Source organism: Synechococcus sp. A15-44 (assembly GCF_014280115.1).
Lineage (GTDB): Bacteria > Cyanobacteriota > Cyanobacteriia > PCC-6307 > Cyanobiaceae > Parasynechococcus.
Window position 1 is genome coordinate 930,195 of the sequence record NZ_CP047938.1, and the last position, 15,629, is coordinate 945,823.

At 63.3% G+C, this 15,629-nt stretch carries 11 protein-coding genes; 5 read left to right on the top strand and 6 right to left on the bottom strand.

The features are described from left to right. The first annotated feature begins 45 nt into the window (after nucleotides 1-45). From SynA1544_RS05150 to SynA1544_RS05170, 5 genes are read left to right on the top strand one after another with little or no spacing between them, the layout of a single operon-like run. Nucleotides 46-4,479 carry a translocation/assembly module TamB domain-containing protein gene (locus tag SynA1544_RS05150; RefSeq protein WP_186515065.1) on the top strand — a complete coding sequence of 1,478 codons (4,434 nt, stop codon included), beginning with the start codon at nucleotides 46-48 and terminating at the stop codon, nucleotides 4,477-4,479. A gap of 3 nt (nucleotides 4,480-4,482) precedes the next feature. Further along, complete coding sequence (locus tag SynA1544_RS05155) at nucleotides 4,483-5,391, top strand: ROK family protein (protein WP_186515066.1); 909 nt, start codon at nucleotides 4,483-4,485, stop codon at nucleotides 5,389-5,391. Nucleotides 5,392-5,406: 15 nt separating this feature from the next. Then, nucleotides 5,407-6,714: a glutamate-5-semialdehyde dehydrogenase gene (locus tag SynA1544_RS05160; protein ID WP_186515067.1), complete on the top strand. Its 1,308-nt coding sequence runs from the start codon at nucleotides 5,407-5,409 to the stop codon at nucleotides 6,712-6,714. Then, nucleotides 6,714-7,085: a dihydroneopterin aldolase gene (locus SynA1544_RS05165; protein WP_186515068.1), complete on the top strand. Its 372-nt coding sequence runs from the start codon at nucleotides 6,714-6,716 to the stop codon at nucleotides 7,083-7,085. The genes SynA1544_RS05160 and SynA1544_RS05165 overlap by 1 nt, the downstream gene beginning before the upstream one ends. Beyond that, nucleotides 7,082-7,669 (top strand): triacylglycerol lipase, encoded by a 588-nt coding sequence (locus SynA1544_RS05170; protein ID WP_114988318.1) that lies wholly within the window; start codon nucleotides 7,082-7,084, stop codon nucleotides 7,667-7,669. The genes SynA1544_RS05165 and SynA1544_RS05170 overlap by 4 nt, the downstream gene beginning before the upstream one ends. A 2-nt stretch (nucleotides 7,670-7,671) precedes the next feature. Here the strand turns inward: SynA1544_RS05170 and SynA1544_RS05175 are convergent, their stop codons facing one another. The 6 genes from SynA1544_RS05175 to thrS are packed head-to-tail and all read right to left on the bottom strand — an operon-like array spanning nucleotide 7,672 to nucleotide 15,628. After that, entirely contained in the window at nucleotides 7,672-9,774 is a 2,103-nt protein-coding gene (locus SynA1544_RS05175; RefSeq protein WP_186515069.1) for a M3 family metallopeptidase, read from the bottom strand. Nucleotide 9,775: 1 nt separating this feature from the next. Next, a complete protein-coding gene (locus SynA1544_RS05180; RefSeq protein WP_114988316.1) occupies nucleotides 9,776-11,311 on the bottom strand; it encodes an NAD(P)H-quinone oxidoreductase subunit 4 in 1,536 nt (511 codons plus the stop codon). Between the two features lie 57 nt (nucleotides 11,312-11,368). After that, a complete protein-coding gene (gene thrB, locus SynA1544_RS05185) occupies nucleotides 11,369-12,316 on the bottom strand; it encodes a homoserine kinase (protein WP_186515070.1) in 948 nt (315 codons plus the stop codon). 14 nt (nucleotides 12,317-12,330) lie between these two features. Beyond that, nucleotides 12,331-13,365, bottom strand: a complete 1,035-nt coding sequence (gene glk, locus SynA1544_RS05190; protein WP_186515071.1) for a glucokinase — start codon at nucleotides 13,363-13,365, stop codon at nucleotides 12,331-12,333. A 35-nt stretch (nucleotides 13,366-13,400) separates the two neighbouring features. Beyond that, nucleotides 13,401-13,796 carry a DUF1824 family protein gene (locus SynA1544_RS05195; protein WP_186515072.1) on the bottom strand — a complete coding sequence of 132 codons (396 nt, stop codon included), beginning with the start codon at nucleotides 13,794-13,796 and terminating at the stop codon, nucleotides 13,401-13,403. After that, nucleotides 13,793-15,628 (bottom strand): threonine--tRNA ligase, encoded by a 1,836-nt coding sequence (gene thrS, locus SynA1544_RS05200; protein ID WP_186515073.1) that lies wholly within the window; start codon nucleotides 15,626-15,628, stop codon nucleotides 13,793-13,795. The genes SynA1544_RS05195 and thrS overlap by 4 nt, the downstream gene beginning before the upstream one ends. Nucleotide 15,629 lies beyond the last annotated feature (1 nt).

The window sequence follows — 15,629 nt, forward strand, 5'->3', positions numbered from 1 at the left end:
AGTCTCCTTATATTGCGCGAGGTTCTGGGGTGTCCGTCGCGTCTGATGGGGAAAACGCGGCGCAGGGCCTGGCTAGCGGCGGGCAGTGTCCTTCTGATCGGGGTAGGAACGGCCGGCTTCATTGCGCTTGACCGTGCCGCAGAGCGATCGGTGAGCCGATTCAGGCCCGACTTGGAGCGCGCTCTTTCAGGCCCTCTCGGCCACTCCTTGAAGATTGGTCCCTACGAGGGGCTGCGCCCTTGGGGGATCGCCCTTGGGTCGAGTCGGATCCTGCCTTCGGCCGAGGATCGCTCTGAACTGAGCCTGGCGGGGCTTCAGGTCCGCCTTGCCCCTCTGGCCAGTCTTCGGCGTTTGCAGCCGGTTCTGCAAATCACCTTGCACGAGGTGCGTGGCCAGTTTCAGGCCAACAAGGAGGGGCGTTACTGGACCTTTGGATCTCCAGGGGGCCAATCCGCTCTGCCGCGCCTTGGGGTGCAATACCGCTTGGCCGACCCTGCAAAGCTTCGATTCGGCCCTCAGCGGCAGACCCTTGAACTGCGCAGTCAGGGCTCGGTTCTGCTGGGGGAAGCATTTTTCAGCACCGAATCAGAACTTCGCTGGGTCGACGGCGAAGGGTCGCTGCGTCTGGACGGTCAAGGCCACTGGGATCGCCCCAGCTTCAGGCTGCGAAGTCGGTTGGAGCGGCTCAGCCTGCAACCGTTGGGGGCGGTCGTTGCTCCCGCTCAGGATCTGAACGCCTCCGGCAAGCTTCAGGGCGATGTCCAGATCAGCTGGACCGGTGGTGCCCTGAGCTGCCGAGGTGGCATCAGGCTGACCGGGTTCAAGCTTGCTTCGGTCAACAGCCGTCGCCTGAGCGTCGGTTGCAAGGGCGATGAGTTGCAGCTGGAGCCCGCAACACTGCGATTCGGATCGTTTGAAGCGCTGGCTTCAGGCTCCGTTGCCTTGAACAAGAGTTTTGATCTGCGGGCAGATGTTCGCAGCACCGACGTCAGCCCTGCGAACAAGGATCGGTTGAAGCTTCGGATCACAGGCCCCTGGGGGGAGCCCCAGTGGAGCGCCGATGGTCAGATTCAGTTGCCTGAGGCCATGGGCCTGAGGACCACCCTGAAGCTGGATGGTCAGTGGCGCACCCCTTGGCTGCAACCCCAACAAAGGGCGGTTCTGCTGGACCGGCTCCGCTTCAGTGCCCCTGGACTGCGCTTCGGGCTTGCAGGAACGATTGGCTCCGATCTTGCTCTGCGCAGCACGGAGCTGCAGGTTGATCCTGGCTTCTGGTCTGCTGTGCCATCGCTGCAGGCTGGATTGGGGCAAACCGCTCCGATCCTTGGAGCCCTTGACATCAGTGGTGCCCTTACCTCACCTGATCTGAGCCTGAAGCTTGGCCAGATGGCAAACCCTCTCCTGGAGAACTGGTCGTTCCAGACCCGATGGTCCACTGATGAGTCGGTTTTGGCGCTGGATCGCTTCACCAGCCCGATGTTGCGGGCGGAAGCTCGATTGCCTCTGCAGCTCAGGCAGGGGCGGATTCAAGCCGGCGAGCTTCAGAGCGGCTTTGAACTCAAACCGCTCAACCTGAGTCGCTTCACCCCCTTGCTCGGCACGCCTTTGGACGGCTGGGTGTCGGCACGGGGTCGCTTGAACGGTCCGCTTTCAGCGCTTCAGCCGGACATCACGCTGATGCTGGATCAGCCCCGCTTCGGGGTCTTGCAGATCCCCGAACGTTGGAATGGAAGTCTCCGCGGTGAACCCAGTCAAGGGGCACGCCTTGCGATGGCGGCTCAGCAGCCCGGCGTCCCCGGCACGCTTGTGGCCGAGCTGGCCGCCGATGCTTGGCCCAAGGCCCTACGCCTGGACCGTGGAAATGGGCAGTTGCGCGTGGACGGACTGGCGCCGGGGTCGGGGCAGCGCCGCTACCGCTGGAGTGCGGCGAACCTCAACATCGATGGTCTTCGTTTCATTGCTCCGCCGGTCAATCAGCCCAAAGCGGTGGCTGGTCAGCTTACGGGTGCAGGCAGCTTGGCCATGGCCCCCCTCGCGGTCAGTGGGTCTGCTGCGATCGCTGAACCCTCCTTGGCGGAGGTCGCGATGGAAAGCCTCAATCTGGAGGGCTCCCTGACGGATGGGCGTTTTCAGGCCGATGCGGCTCTGATGCCCCTGCAGGGAAGCATCCGGCTTAAAGCCCGGGGAGATCTGGGGGGGCGGATGCACAGTGCGATCGAGGCCGAAGGCTTGGATCTGACTTGGCTGACGCTTCTGGCCCGTCAGTTGAGAGGGGGCGACTCCCAACCCGGTCTGGCCCCAGGGCGTGCTGAGGATCTCGGAACCCTGTTCATCAACACCTTTGGCGGCTCTCTCGATGGGCAGTTGCAAGCCCTGGCGCAATCGCGACGTGCTCTCGAGGCTTACGCCCGAGCCAATCCCAGCCAAGGCCCAGAGCTTGATCGCCTGGAAGGGCGGGTCAATGTGGCGGGAACGATCGACGGACCGGATCCAAAGCATTTGAAGGCTGATCTCGTCGCCAAGGCTCATCTCTGGATTGAGGGGGATGACCAGCTCAAGGCGCTTCAGCTCGAACCAGTGGTCGCCACGCTTCGCGGCCCGTTGCTCGGTGGATCCGGTGACCTTTCCCTGCTGCAGGTTCCCTTGTCCCTGCTGGCGTTGGTTGCACCTGTTCCGCCGCAGCTCCGCGGCAGCATCGGCATCCGTGGCCGTTACGACCTCAGCGGTGAGGCTCCCCTGCTGGCCTCCGATCTGGTGCTCGATTCCGCCAGCCTGGCGGGCCAGCCCCTGCAGTTGGAGAAGCGATCGGTCGTTGTGGACCGCGAGTTGCTCCGCCTGGATCTTGCCTTCAAGGGAGGGAGCAGCGAGGAAGCCGTCACCGTGGCCGGGACGGTTCCCTTTGATCCCGATGCTGATCTGAATCTGGAGTTGGAAAGCCATGGGGATGCCCTTGGCGTGTTGACGCTTCTCGCGGGTGATTCCCTGACCGTCAAGCAGGGGGGCACGGCTCTAAGGCTTCTGCTGCGTGGACCTTTGAAGCAACCCCAGGCCAATGGCTTTGTCGTGGTCACCAACGGAGACCTCAGCATCGGTGAACAGGAGTTACGCCGGATCAACGCCTCGATCCTGTTTGATTTCGATCAGGTGTCGGTGCAACGCCTGGAGGCTGAAGTGGGCCGCGGCGGCATGCTGCGCGGTTCAGGAACGCTTGGCTTGTTCGCCCCCCAGCGGGACGCCCCACCCCTCACCTTGCAATTCAGCCAAGGTCAGATCCGCCAGCCAATCGTGCAGTTCCAGGCCGATGGCGAATTGCAGGTCACCGGTGCGCTGGTGCAACCCGTGCTTTCCGGCGAACTGACCCTTTCGAGGGGCACGCTTCGGCCGCAATCGGGATTCTTCGCACGGGCACGGCGGGGTGGGCTCAAGGGCTTGGTCCCCACCGGTGTGGAGGGGCCTTCTGCCGATGTGCAGCCCGGGCCTCAATCGTTGAAAACACTCCTCGAGGAGGAGTGGGATTTCCAGGACCCTTTGGTGCTGATGGGACCCAACACACCCATCCAGGGCCCAAATCAGCTGCAACGGTTCGTGCCCAAGTTGCCAGCCATCCGTTTTGAGAACCTTCGGCTTGCTCTGGGACCTGATCTCCGGGTGCTCATGCCCCCCTGGATCAGCTTCAAAGGCGGAGGGGCGGTGACGTTAAACGGCCCCCTGGATCCCTCTCTGGAGGCTCGGGGTTTGATTCGGCTCAATTCCGGTCGTGTGAGTTTGTTCTCCACCACCTTCCGCTTGGATCCACAGGCGGCGAACGTTGCTGTGTTCACGCCCTCCCTGGGGCTCGTGCCTTACGTGGATATCGCGATGAAGGCGCGGGTGTCCGACAACGTCAGCGTGGGCAGTGCCAATCAGACCACAACGTCCAATGTCTTTGCTTCCAACGGCAGCGGCAGTGCTTATGCCGAAGGCGGTCAGCTCAGGCTGGTGAAGATCACGGTGCAGGCCACCGGCCCAGCGAATCTTCTGGCCAGCAACCTTGATCTACGCAGCTCGCCACCGATGTCCAAGCAGCAGTTGCTGGGCTTGATCGGAGGCAATTCCCTGTCTGGGTTGGGTGGCAGTGGTGGTGCCGCTCTAGCCACGGTGGTGGGCCAATCACTGCTCTCTCCTGTGCTGGGCACCTTGACCGATGCCATGGGGCAACGGCTGCAGGTGGCGATTTTCCCCACCTATGTCACCCCCGATGTGAAGTCGGAGAAGGAGCGCACTTCTGGCCGGGTTCCGCCCACCTTCACACTGGTGACGGAGTTCGGTGTTGATTTGACCGACCGCTTCGATCTCTCTGTTTTGGCGGCACCGAACACGACCGATGTTCCTCCGCAAGCAACCGTCTCCTATCGGTTGACCCCGAACATGTCTGTCTCTGGGGCTGTGGATGCCAACGGCACCTGGCAGAGCCAGTTGCAGGTCTTTTTCCGCTTCTGAGTCATGCCTGTTGCGCAGGTGATCGGGGTGGATCTCGGGGGCACCGCGATCAAGCTGGCTCGGATTTCTGCCGATGCCACGGTGCTGGCAGAGGCGCAATGCCCCACGCCCCAGCCCGCTGTGCCGGGTGCTGTGACGATGGCCCTTTGTGAGGCCATTGAGGAGATTGATCCGGAGCATCAGGCCGATGCGGTTGGCATCGGGCTCCCTGGTCCGATGGATGCAGAGGCCCGCGTCGCCAGGGTTTGCATCAACCTGCCCGGCTGGGAGGAGGTGCCGCTGGCGGATTGGCTGGAGTCAAAGCTCAATCGCCGGGTGACCCTTGCCAATGACGGCAACTGTGCGCTGGTGGGCGAGGCCTGGCTCGGTGCTGCTCAGGGTGTTGATGATGTGGTGCTGCTGACCCTCGGAACCGGTGTGGGAGGGGGGGTGCTTCTAAGGGGTGAGCTGTTCACGGGCCACAACGGCGCTGCAGCGGAACCCGGTCTGATCGGGGTTCAGCCCGATGGTCCGGCCTGCAACAGCGGTAACCGTGGCTCCCTGGAGCAGTTCGCCAGCATCACCGGCCTGCGGCGCTTGTGTGATCGCGATCCCCGCGAGCTCAGTGCAGAGGCCGATACTGGTGATCCGGAGGCCCTGGAGGTTTGGAGCCGTTACGGCGAGCGCCTGGGCTGTGGCGTTGCTTCGCTGGTGTACGTGTTCACGCCGCAGTTGGTGTTGCTGGGTGGCGGCCTGGCCGGTGCTGCCCGCCACTTTCTGCCGGCCGTGCGCCGCGAGGTGGAGTCGCGGGTTCAGGCCGTCTCAAGGGAGGGGTTGCGGATCGAAGCCGCCTGTCTGGGGAACGGTGCTGGACGCCTGGGGGCTGCGCGGCTCGCTCTGCAGCGGCTGAACGGGATGATGGCTCCAGATTGAAGATTGATTGCCTTGATGTCCAGCGTTCCAGAGCCTTCTGCTGCGTTGCTGCAGCGTGCCGCGGCTGTCCGCCGTGCTGCTGTTGATCTGGGGCAGACCGATGACGGCCAGAGAGCTCAGGCGCTTCAGGCGATGGCGGACGCGCTGACCGACCGTGCGGAAAGCATCCTCGCGGCCAACCGTGAAGACCTCCAACGCTCTGCAGCCGAGGGGTTGGCGCCGGCTTTGATGGCGCGGCTGAAGCTGGATGACACCAAGTTGGCAGCGGCCATTGATGGCGTCCGCAAGGTGGCCAGCCTCAGTGACCCGCTGGGTTGTCGTCAGTTGCATCGGGAGCTGGATCAGGGCCTGGTGCTGGAACGGGTCTCCGTTCCGCTCGGGGTGGTGGGTGTGATCTTTGAAGCCAGGCCGGATGCGGTGATGCAGATCGCCTCGCTGGCGATCCGTTCGGGCAACGGTGCTCTGTTGAAAGGCGGCAGTGAGGCTCGCTGCACCAATGAGGCTGTGATGGAGGCCCTGCAGGCAGGCCTGGCGGCCAGTCCGGTGTCTGCCGATGCCCTGGCTCTGCTCACCACCCGTCAAGGAAGCCTGGCCTTGTTGCGTCTCGATGGCCTCGTGGACCTGATCATTCCCAGGGGAAGCAACGAACTGGTGCGCTTCATCCAGGACAACACCCGGATTCCGGTGCTGGGCCATGCCGATGGGGTCTGCCACCTCTACGTGGATGCGGCGGCCGACGTCGACAAAGCCGTTCGGGTGGCGGTGGACAGCAAGAGCCAGTACCCCGCCGCCTGCAACGCCATTGAGACCTTGTTGGTGCACCGCTCGATTGCGCAGCCTTTTCTCGCCGCTGCGCTGCCGGCCTTCGCTGCTGCCGGGGTGCAGCTGCGGGGCGATGCCGAGAGCGTGGCCCTTGGTGTGGCGGAAGCGGCCACGGAGGAGGACTGGAGCACGGAGTATCTGGATCTGATCCTGGCGGTGAAGCTGGTGGACGATCTCGAGGCAGCCACCGATCACATCCGCTCCTATGGCTCGCGTCACACCGACGTGATCCTGACGGAGGATGCCCAGGCGGCTGATCGTTTCCTCGCGGCGGTGGATAGCGCAGGCGTCTATCACAACTGCTCCAGCCGCTTCGCCGATGGCTTCCGTTACGGATTCGGCGCTGAGGTGGGCATCAGCACCCAGACCCTGCCGCCCCGCGGACCCGTTGGTCTGGAAGGGTTGGTGACCTACCGCTATCGGTTGCGCGGCGAGGGCCACATCGCTGCCGACTACGCCAACGGCAGCCGCGTCTTCACCCACATCGATCGGCCGCTCTGATGGATTGCATCGGTGTGAGGGACCTGCGGTTGTGGGCCCACGTCGGGGTGTTGGAACACGAACGTCGGGATGGCCAATGGTTCAGCCTTGATTTCAGTGTTCAGCTCGATCTGAAGGCTGCTGCCGTGGCCGACGACCTGAGCCGGAGCCTGGACTACGGCGTGGCCATTCAGGCCCTGCAAGGCTTGTCCCGGCAGCTGCGTTGCCTCACGATCGAGCACTTCAGCGAGCAGATGCTGGATCGGCTGGAAACGTTGTACGGGCCCATCCCGGTCTGGCTGCGATTGACCAAATGTGCTGCACCGGTTCCAGGATTTAACGGCCGCGTGTTCGTGGAACGCTCCCGCCATGGCGGCAGATCTGCCCTGTGAGCATCCCGTTGGTGCTGGTCCATGGTCTCTGGGACACGCCCCGCCTGTTTCATCGATTGATTCAGGGGTTGGACCAGCCCGATCGCCCGCTGCTGGCGCCGCATCTGCCCCATGGTCTGGGTTGGATTCCCCTGCGGCAGCTGGCCTCTCGCCTGGATCAGCACATCCAGCAGCGCTTTGGTGCTGACACCAGGGTTGATCTTCTGGGTTTTTCGATGGGGGGCGTGATCGGCAGGATCTGGCTGCAGGAACTGGGGGGGGTGCAGCGCACCCGGCGTTTCCTCAGCGTGGGCAGCCCGCAGCAGGGCACCCTGGCTGCTCAGATGATTCCCCGCCCGCTCCTCGCCGGTGCGGCAGACATGAAAGTGGGAAGTCGCCTGCTGCGCGAGCTGAATCGCCAACCCGATGCCCTGGCTGGGGTCGAGTGCTCGAGTTTCTTTTGCCGCTGGGATCTGATGGTGTGCCCCGGCTGGAGGGCCGTTTTGCCCATGGGCCGGTGTGAGGAAATACCGGTCTGGACCCATCAGCAACTGATCAGCCACCCCGCCGCGATTCGACGGCTCTGCAGCAGCTTGCGCGCCTGAGATCAGGCCGCGGCCACCAAGCCGGAATGGCGAATCAGGGCTTCGGTGCTGGCAGGACGGCCTCGGAAGGCTTCAAACACCTCAGACGGGGAGCGGCTGCCCCCGAGGCTGAGCACGGTGTCGCGGAAGCGGGCTCCCGTTGCACGCACCTGATCCTCCTGATCCAGACCCACCTCCTCAAAAGCGGAGAAGGCATCTGCGCTGAGCACCTCAGCCCACTTGTAGGAGTAGTACCCGGCGGAGTAGCCCCCCGCGAAGATGTGGCCGAAGGCGCAGAGGAACTGATCCTCCGGGATGGGATCCATCACCGTGGTGGTGGCGGCGATCTCACGGCGCAGTCCATCTGGGCTGACGCCGAGTTCAGGGGTCCACTGGCTGTGGAGACGAAGGTCACTCAAGGCAAAGTGAACCTGCCGCAGGGTGGCGAGGCCTGCATTGAAGGTGCGGCTGCTGCGCAGCTTGTTGAATTCCGACTCAGGCAGGGGTTCACCGGTTTGCCAGTGGCGCGCCATGCCCATCAAGGTGGCGTGATCAAGGCACCAGTTTTCCATGAACTGGCTGGGGAGTTCCACGGCATCCCATTCCACGTTGCTGATGCCGGCGGCTTCCGGTTCCTCAACGGTGGTGAGCATGTGCTGGAGCCCATGGCCGAATTCATGGAAGAGGGTCTCCACTTCCTCGAAGCTCATCAGGCTGGGCGTGTCGCCCACAGGTGGGGTCTGGTTGCAGACCAGGTAGGCCACCGGCAGCACCACAGAGCCATCGGGTTTCTTGCTCAGGCCCAGGCATTCATCCATCCAGGCCCCACCGCGTTTGCTGGCGGGTCTGCTGTAAGGGTCGAGGTAGAAGCCGGCAATCGGTGTGCCATCGGAGCGCTTCACCCGGAAGAAGCGCACATCGTCGTTCCAGGTCGGTGCCTCGCCGTCGGCGGCAACGATCTCAATGTCGAACAGACGCGTACAAAGACTGAACAGGCCTTCGAGCACCTGCGGCAGCGGGAACCAGGGACGCAGTGCTTCCTGGTCCAGATCGAACCGGGATTGGCGCAACTTTTCCGACCAGTAGGCGATGTCCCAAGGGGCCAGCTCATCGGCTTCGGGGGCCTTGTGCTCCCTGGCGATGGCTTGGAGATCCTGCAGCTCTTGCTCAGCTGCTGGGTATGCCGCAGCACGCAGTTCTTCCAGCAGTGCTTCCACCGCCGGAACATCGTCAGCCATCTTGGCGCTGAGGCTGAGGTCAGCCCAATGGGCATAGCCCAGGCGGGACGCTTGCTCGCGCCTCAGGGTCAGGATCTCCTCGATCAGTGCCCGGTTGTCGAGTTCGCCTTCACTGGCCCGCCCCACATGGGCGCGATAGGCCTTCTCTCGCAGGGATCGGTTGTTGGCGTGGGTGAGAAAGGGCAGATAGCGGGGCATGTCCAGTCCCAGCAGCCACGGTCCGGACTCCGCAGATGCATCAGCATCCCCTGCTTCACGCGCTGCGGCGGCCAGTGCCTCCAAGGCCCGTTGCGGCAGGCCTTCCACCTCGTGGGGCTGGCTGAGTTTCAGGGTCCACCGCTGCGTGGCATCGAGCACGTGGTTGCCGAACTGGGTGGAGAGAGCGGCCAGGCGTTCACTGGTGCTGTTGAAGGCTGCCTTCTCATCGCCACTGAGGCCAACACCGCGCTGCTGCATCGAGAGCAGCTCGGATTTCAGGATCCGCTCCTGGGTTGGGTTGAGCGGTTCGGAGGGATCGCTTTGGAGGGCCGTCAAGGCCCGATGAAGAATCTGGCTTTGGCCAAGCCGGTTGCTGAGGCGCACAACATCGGGTTGCTGCGCGGCATGGGCATCGCGCAGTTCAGGGGAATTGCAGACGCCATTGAGGTGTGACACCACACCCCAGCTCCAACGCAGCCGTTCGCCGATGGCCTGCAGCGGTTGCATCACCCGATCCCAGGACAGCTTCGAGGGGCCGGCGAGGGCTGTCTCAAGAGCCTGCTCGAGCGCAGTGAAGTCCTGATCCAGCTGTGCGAGCAAAACCGGGATGTCTGTGCTGACGAGCTCAGGGGAAATGGCCCGGAACTCGGGAAGCCCTTGGCCGCGCAGGAGGGGGGAAACAGTCGACATCTCAGCTGGCAATGAACTGCAGGGCCAGAGCGTTGGTGGAAGCTTCGTAGAGGTCCATGGCAATGCGGGGCCAGATGCCGATCACCAGGGTTGGCACCAGCAGGCTCAGGCCAATCACCAGCTCCCTGGGGCGCATGTCAGCGACGCTGGCCAGGGCCGGAATCCTGGGGCCGAAGAACACCCGTCGGCACATGGAGAGCAGATAAATCGGTGTGAGCACCAGTCCGATGGCGGCCAGCAGAACGGTGATCGATCGGAACACGGACGTGAAGGCTTCCTGGCTGGTGATGCCGAGGAACACGGTGATTTCACTGATGAAGCCACTCATGCCCGGCAGCGCCAGCGACGCCAGGGAGCTGGCCAGGAAGAAGGCAAACGTGATGGGCAGCGCCTTGGCCAGACCGCCCATGTTGGGGATCGAGAGGGTCTTGGTTCGCTCGTAGAACACGCCCGTCACGAAGAACATCGCGGCTGCGATCAGGCCATGGCTCACCATCTGGAGCATGGCTCCGCTGATTCCCAGGGCATCAACGGCACCGATCCCCACTAGCACAAAGCCCATGTGGCTCACGGAACTGCAGGCAATCCTGCGTTTCACGTTGTCCTGGGCGAAGGCGTTGAGCGCGCCGTAAACGATGTTCACGATCCCAAGGATCACCAGGGCTGGCGCCAGGGTGGCGTGCGCTTCAGGAAGCATCTGCACGTTGAAGCGCAGCAGGGCGTAGCCGCCCATCTTGAGGAGCACCCCGGCCAGCAGCATCGACACCGGAGCGTTGGCCTCACCGTGGGCATCGGGCAGCCAGGTGTGGAGAGGGAACATCGGCAGTTTCACGCCGAAGCCAATCAGGAAGCCCACGTAACACAACAGGCCGAAGCTGCCGCCTGGGGAACGGGCCGCCAGTTCCGTGATGTTGAAGGTGAACGTGTCACCGGAGAGGGCCAGTGCCAGGCCGCTGATCAGGATCAGCAGAGAGGCCAGGGCGGTGTAGAGGATGAATTTGGTGGCGGCGTACTGGCGGTTCTGTCCACCCCAGATGGCAATCAGCAGGTAGACGGGAACCAGTTCCAGCTCCCAGGCCAGGAAGAAGAGCAGGAAGTCCTGCGACAGAAACACCAGGCCCTGGGCTGAGGCCTGAACAAGCATCAGGGCGAAGTACAGCCGTGATTTGCGCTGAACCGACCAGCTGGCCGCCACAGACAGGAACGTGACCAGGCCGCTGAGCACCACAAGAGGTGCTGAAAGACCATCCACACCAAGGGACCATTCGAGGCCGAGTGCTGGGAGCCAGCTCACCCGCTCCACCAGCTGCAGCCCTTCAGTGCTGGGGTCGAAGCGGGTGGCAAACACCCCCATCATCAAAAGAAGATCGACCAGAAGGACGACCAGGGTGATGATCTTGGGCGCAGGGGATGGCTTCTCTTCGCTGCTCGGAACCAGTGGCAGCACCAGAGCTGCTGCCGCAGGCAACAGCACAATCAGCGACAACCAAGGGAAAGGACTGCCCGAGACAGCAAGCTCTGCTAACCCAGCATCCATTCCGTGTCCGCAATCTTTAACGAAGCTAACAGGGCTGAATGCCCTGTCTAGGTGGATCTACCCATCGTCGGCCGGTTGCCAGTGGCTGCCTGAGGTCTGCAAATTCAGCACCGGCGCGCGGCTGGCGACCCCGGCAGCCTCCCAGGCTTTGACCATGGCTCGGCTGACGGCTGGGCCTTTGTCTTCCTCGCACAGAGCCAGAACGCTTGGTCCAGCTCCGCTGATGGCGCAACCCCAGGCTCCCGCGTCCATGGCGGCCTGTTTGACCTGGTCGCCGCCTTTGATCAGGCGCCAGCGGTAAGGCTCGTGCAAGCGATCGTGCATGCCGTCGGAGATCAGATCACCATTGCCGGTGCGCAGCCCTTGCAGCAGCAGTGTCAGAGCACCCAGATTGACCACAGCGTCGCCAACGGGGATGGCCTTGGGCATGGCCCGGCGGGCTTCGCTTGTGCTCAGGCGAATCGATGGAATCGCCACGACGGCCTTCACGCTCGGCGTCCATTCGCAACGCACCACGCGCCAGCGCTGAGAGGCGGCCTTGGCGGTCATGCAGAGGCCCCCCAGAAGGGAGGGCACAACGTTGTCCGGGTGACCTTCGATATCGATGGCCAGCTCCAGCAGCTTCTCCTTGGAGAGAGGCTCACCGACAAGGGCATTGGCTCCCATCAATCCCGCCACGATCGCCGTCGCACTGCTGCCCAGCCCCCGTGCCGGCGGCACGGCAAGACGCACCCGTGCCTCAAGGGCGACGGGTTCCAGCCCAGCTGCTTTCCACACCCGTTGTGCCGCTCGGTAAACGAGGTTCTCCGGCCCACCCCGGAGGTGACTGCCTTCCGTTCCCTCAATAATCAGCTCAAATCGTTCACCGCCCCCTTCGATCCGCCGCATCGCGAAGCGGTTGTTCAGATCAAGGGCTGCACCGAGGCAGTCAAATCCAGGGCCGAGATTGGCTGTGGTTGCCGGGACGTCCACGACCACTTTCTGACCGATGCGCGGCTGCGCCATCGCTGATCCTCTGCTCAGGCCAGTGTCCCACCTGACTCCGCCAGCATCCGGGCGCGACAGGCTGCACTGAACAGTCCGGCATCGGGATCGATCACCGCTGTGACCTGCATCCCTTCGATCAGTTCGCGGAAGCGTCCCTTGTCGCGCATCGCATTGAGAAAGCTGGCGGATTGCAGTCCTTTCAATTGTTTTGATGCGGTGCCCCCGCCAACCCAGAGGCCTCCTGTGCAGAGTTCCTGAAGGGCAAGATCGCCTGCCGCTGAGCCATAGGCCTCCAGCCAAAGCTGTAAGGCGCGTTGCATCAAGGGATCACCCCCTTCAGCGGCAACGCTCACCTGAGCGGGAAGATCGTTGGAGCTGTTGCGCCGCCAAGCCTCAGCCACGCTGCGCAGGGGGTGCATGGCGGCATCGGGTTTCTGAAGCAGCCAGTGGGCCACATGCCCCAGGCCGGTGCCACTCACGATGCGTTCGATCGAAAGGCGGCTGACGCCGAGGTCTTGTTTGAGCCAGGAGGCCAGCTCCCATTCCGCTTCGTTGCGCGGAGCAAATTCGCGGTGCCCTCCTTCGCTCGCCAGGGCCACCAGTCCCTGTTCGCTCTGCAGGCCTCGCGCCATGCCGAGACCGGTGCCTGCCCCAAGAATGGCCAGGGGGCCCTTGTCTTGGTGGCCCTTCTGAAGGATCACCTGCTGATGGCTGTCGAAATGGGGCAGCCCGTAAATCAGTACGCCGAAATCATTCACCAGCTCGAGCTGTTCCATGCCCGCAGCCCGCGCCAGGTCGGCCTCCCGCAACCGCCAGGGCAGGTTGGTGATCCTGGCCTCCCTGTGTCGCACCGGGCCGGCAACGGCGATGCAGGCATGCGCTGGAGCCGGAAGATCAGCGGGGCGATTGTTGAGGAAGGCCTCGAGCATCGGCTCAAGGGATGGCCATTCTCCCGAGCGGAAGCGTTCCTGATGGAGCAGGCGTAGTTGGCCCGCCTCACTCCCGTAGAGAGCAAGCAGAGTCTTGGTGCCTCCCATGTCCCCCGCCAGGAGTGTGGTGGTGGCCATCAAGGGCTGCGGCAACTCCTACCAGCGTGGTTGGCTCAGGAGAAGAAGTCCAGTGGAAGCGGTCCCCAGGTGGTGCTTGGCGTGGTGTCGTCGTCACCGTGGCCACTGATCAGAATTCCTTCGCCAAGGCCGTGCTCGATCCGAATGCGGATCGTGCCCCCCTTCTGATTGGCTTTCAGGAAAACAGGGCCCAGCTCCTCTGGGCTGTCGACGAGCTCCAGCGGCTCCCACTGTTGGCTTTGCTCGAGGCTGCGCAGCGCTGTGAGGGCCTGCTCCCTGGACGGGGCCATGACGCCGATGGTGAACCAGCTGGCCTGGGCCATCGCCTGATCGAGTTCTGCTCGCAGCTCATTTCTGATCTGGGGAGCCAACTCCGGCGCTCCCCGCAGCCGCGCGAGATCGGCCAGGTGCTGCACAGGGGACTCCGTCATCGGTTCAGCTCCAGGCCCGCGGCGCGCTCGCTGTTGGCCATCCGGGCAGCACTGAGAAGGTCGGCCACCGCTGTGACCCCGAGGTCACCGTCCCGTCGGCTGCGAAGGCTCACGGCGTTCTGCTCCGCTTCCTTGGCACCGATGACCGCCAGCACGGGGATCTTCATCTGTTCGCCGGTGCGGATCAACTTGCCGAGCCGGTCACCGCTGTGGTCGATCGTGGCGCGAACGCCAGCTTTGGTGAGTTGGTCCAACACTTGGTCGGCGTAGGGCTGCACCTCGTCGGTGACCGGCAGCAGACGCACCTGCTCGGGGGCCAGCCAGAAGGGGTAATCGCCGGCGTAGTTCTCGGTCATGATCCCGAAGAACCGCTCCAGCGAACCGAAGATGGCGCGGTGGATCATGATCGGCCGCTGCTTGCTGCCGTCGGCGGCGATGTAGTCGAGCTCGAACCGTTCCGGCAGATTGAAATCCAGTTGGATCGTGGAGCACTGCCACATCCGGCCGATGGCGTCTTCGATCTTGAGGTCGATTTTCGGGCCGTAGAACGCACCGCCTCCCCCATCGATTTTGTAGGCCCAACCCTTGCGCTCCAGGGCTTCAATCAGTCCCTTGGTGGCCAGGTCCCAGACGGCGTCATCGCCGATGGACTTCTCGGGGCGGGTGGAGAGGTTGATCTCGTAATTGCTGAAATCGAAGGCGGAGAGAATCCGTTCGGTGAGATCGAGGATCTTCAGGATCTCGTCGCTGATCTGCTCCGGCAGGCAGAACACGTGAGCATCGTCCTGGGTGAAGCCCCGCACCCGCATCAGACCGTGCATCACACCGGGCCGCTCGTAGCGATACACCGTTCCAAGCTCCGCCCAGCGGATCGGCAGTTCCCGGTAGCTGCGCAGTTTGCTGGCGTAGGTGAGCACGTGGAACGGGCAGTTCATCGGCTTGAGCTGGTACTCCCGTTCGTCCACCTCCATTGGGCCGAACATGCTCTCGGCGTAGAAGTCGAGGTGGCCTGAGGTCTTCCACAGGCTGATGTCCGCCACGTGGGGGGTGTAAAGGAGCTCGTATCCGCCCTCGAAGTGGGCCTGGCGCCAGAACTCCTCGATCAACAGGCGCATGCGGGCACCGCGGGGGTGCCAGAACACCAGACCAGCCCCGGCCTCATCCTCGATCGAGAAGAGGTCGAGGTCTTTGCCGATGCGGCGGTGGTCGCGGCGAAGCGCTTCTTCCTTGCGACGTTTGTGTTCCGCCAGCTGTTCCGGGGTTTCCCAGGCCGTGCCGTAGATGCGTTGCAACTGCGCTTTGGTTTCATCGCCTCGCCAGTAAGCGCCTGCCACGCTTTCCAGCTCGAAGGCCTTGGCATTGAGTTGGCCGGTGTGATCCACGTGGGGGCCAGCACAGAGGTCCCACCAGTCCTCACCAAGGGTGTAGAGGGTGATCGGCTCCTGCAATCCTTCAAGAATCTCGAGCTTGTAGGGCTCGTTCTGGGCTTTGATTTTTTCCTCGGCCTCGTTGCGGCTCACCTCGACGCGTTCGAGAGGCAGCTTTTTGTTGATGATCTTGATCATTCCTTTCTTGATGGCCTTCAGGTCGGCCTCGGTGAAGGGATCGGGATTGTCGAAGTCGTAATAGAAACCTGTTTCGGTCCAGGGGCCGATGGTGACGCGCGCCTTGGGAAACAACTGCTGCACAGCCATGGCCATCACATGGCTTATCGAGTGGCGAATCTTCAGCAGTTGATCGCTTTCGCTGGTCTTGGGCAGAACCACCGGTGCTGAAGGGGCTGGGGTGGTTGCTGCAGCGCTGCTCACCGGTTCAGGTTCAGGGCCCGCCATC

Coding starts and splice junctions, on each gene's coding strand:
- SynA1544_RS05160 (WP_186515067.1), top strand. CDS start 5,407: ATGTCCAGCGTTCCAGAGCCTTCTGCTGCGTTGCTGCAGCGTGCCGCG.
- SynA1544_RS05155 (WP_186515066.1), top strand. CDS start 4,483: ATGCCTGTTGCGCAGGTGATCGGGGTGGATCTCGGGGGCACCGCGATC.
- SynA1544_RS05150 (WP_186515065.1), top strand. CDS start 46: ATGGGGAAAACGCGGCGCAGGGCCTGGCTAGCGGCGGGCAGTGTCCTT.
- glk (WP_186515071.1), bottom strand. CDS start 13,365: ATGGCCACCACCACACTCCTGGCGGGGGACATGGGAGGCACCAAGACT.
- SynA1544_RS05195 (WP_186515072.1), bottom strand. CDS start 13,796: ATGACGGAGTCCCCTGTGCAGCACCTGGCCGATCTCGCGCGGCTGCGG.
- thrS (WP_186515073.1), bottom strand. CDS start 15,628: ATGGCGGGCCCTGAACCTGAACCGGTGAGCAGCGCTGCAGCAACCACC.
- thrB (WP_186515070.1), bottom strand. CDS start 12,316: ATGGCGCAGCCGCGCATCGGTCAGAAAGTGGTCGTGGACGTCCCGGCA.
- SynA1544_RS05180 (WP_114988316.1), bottom strand. CDS start 11,311: ATGGATGCTGGGTTAGCAGAGCTTGCTGTCTCGGGCAGTCCTTTCCCT.
- SynA1544_RS05165 (WP_186515068.1), top strand. CDS start 6,714: ATGGATTGCATCGGTGTGAGGGACCTGCGGTTGTGGGCCCACGTCGGG.
- SynA1544_RS05175 (WP_186515069.1), bottom strand. CDS start 9,774: ATGTCGACTGTTTCCCCCCTCCTGCGCGGCCAAGGGCTTCCCGAGTTC.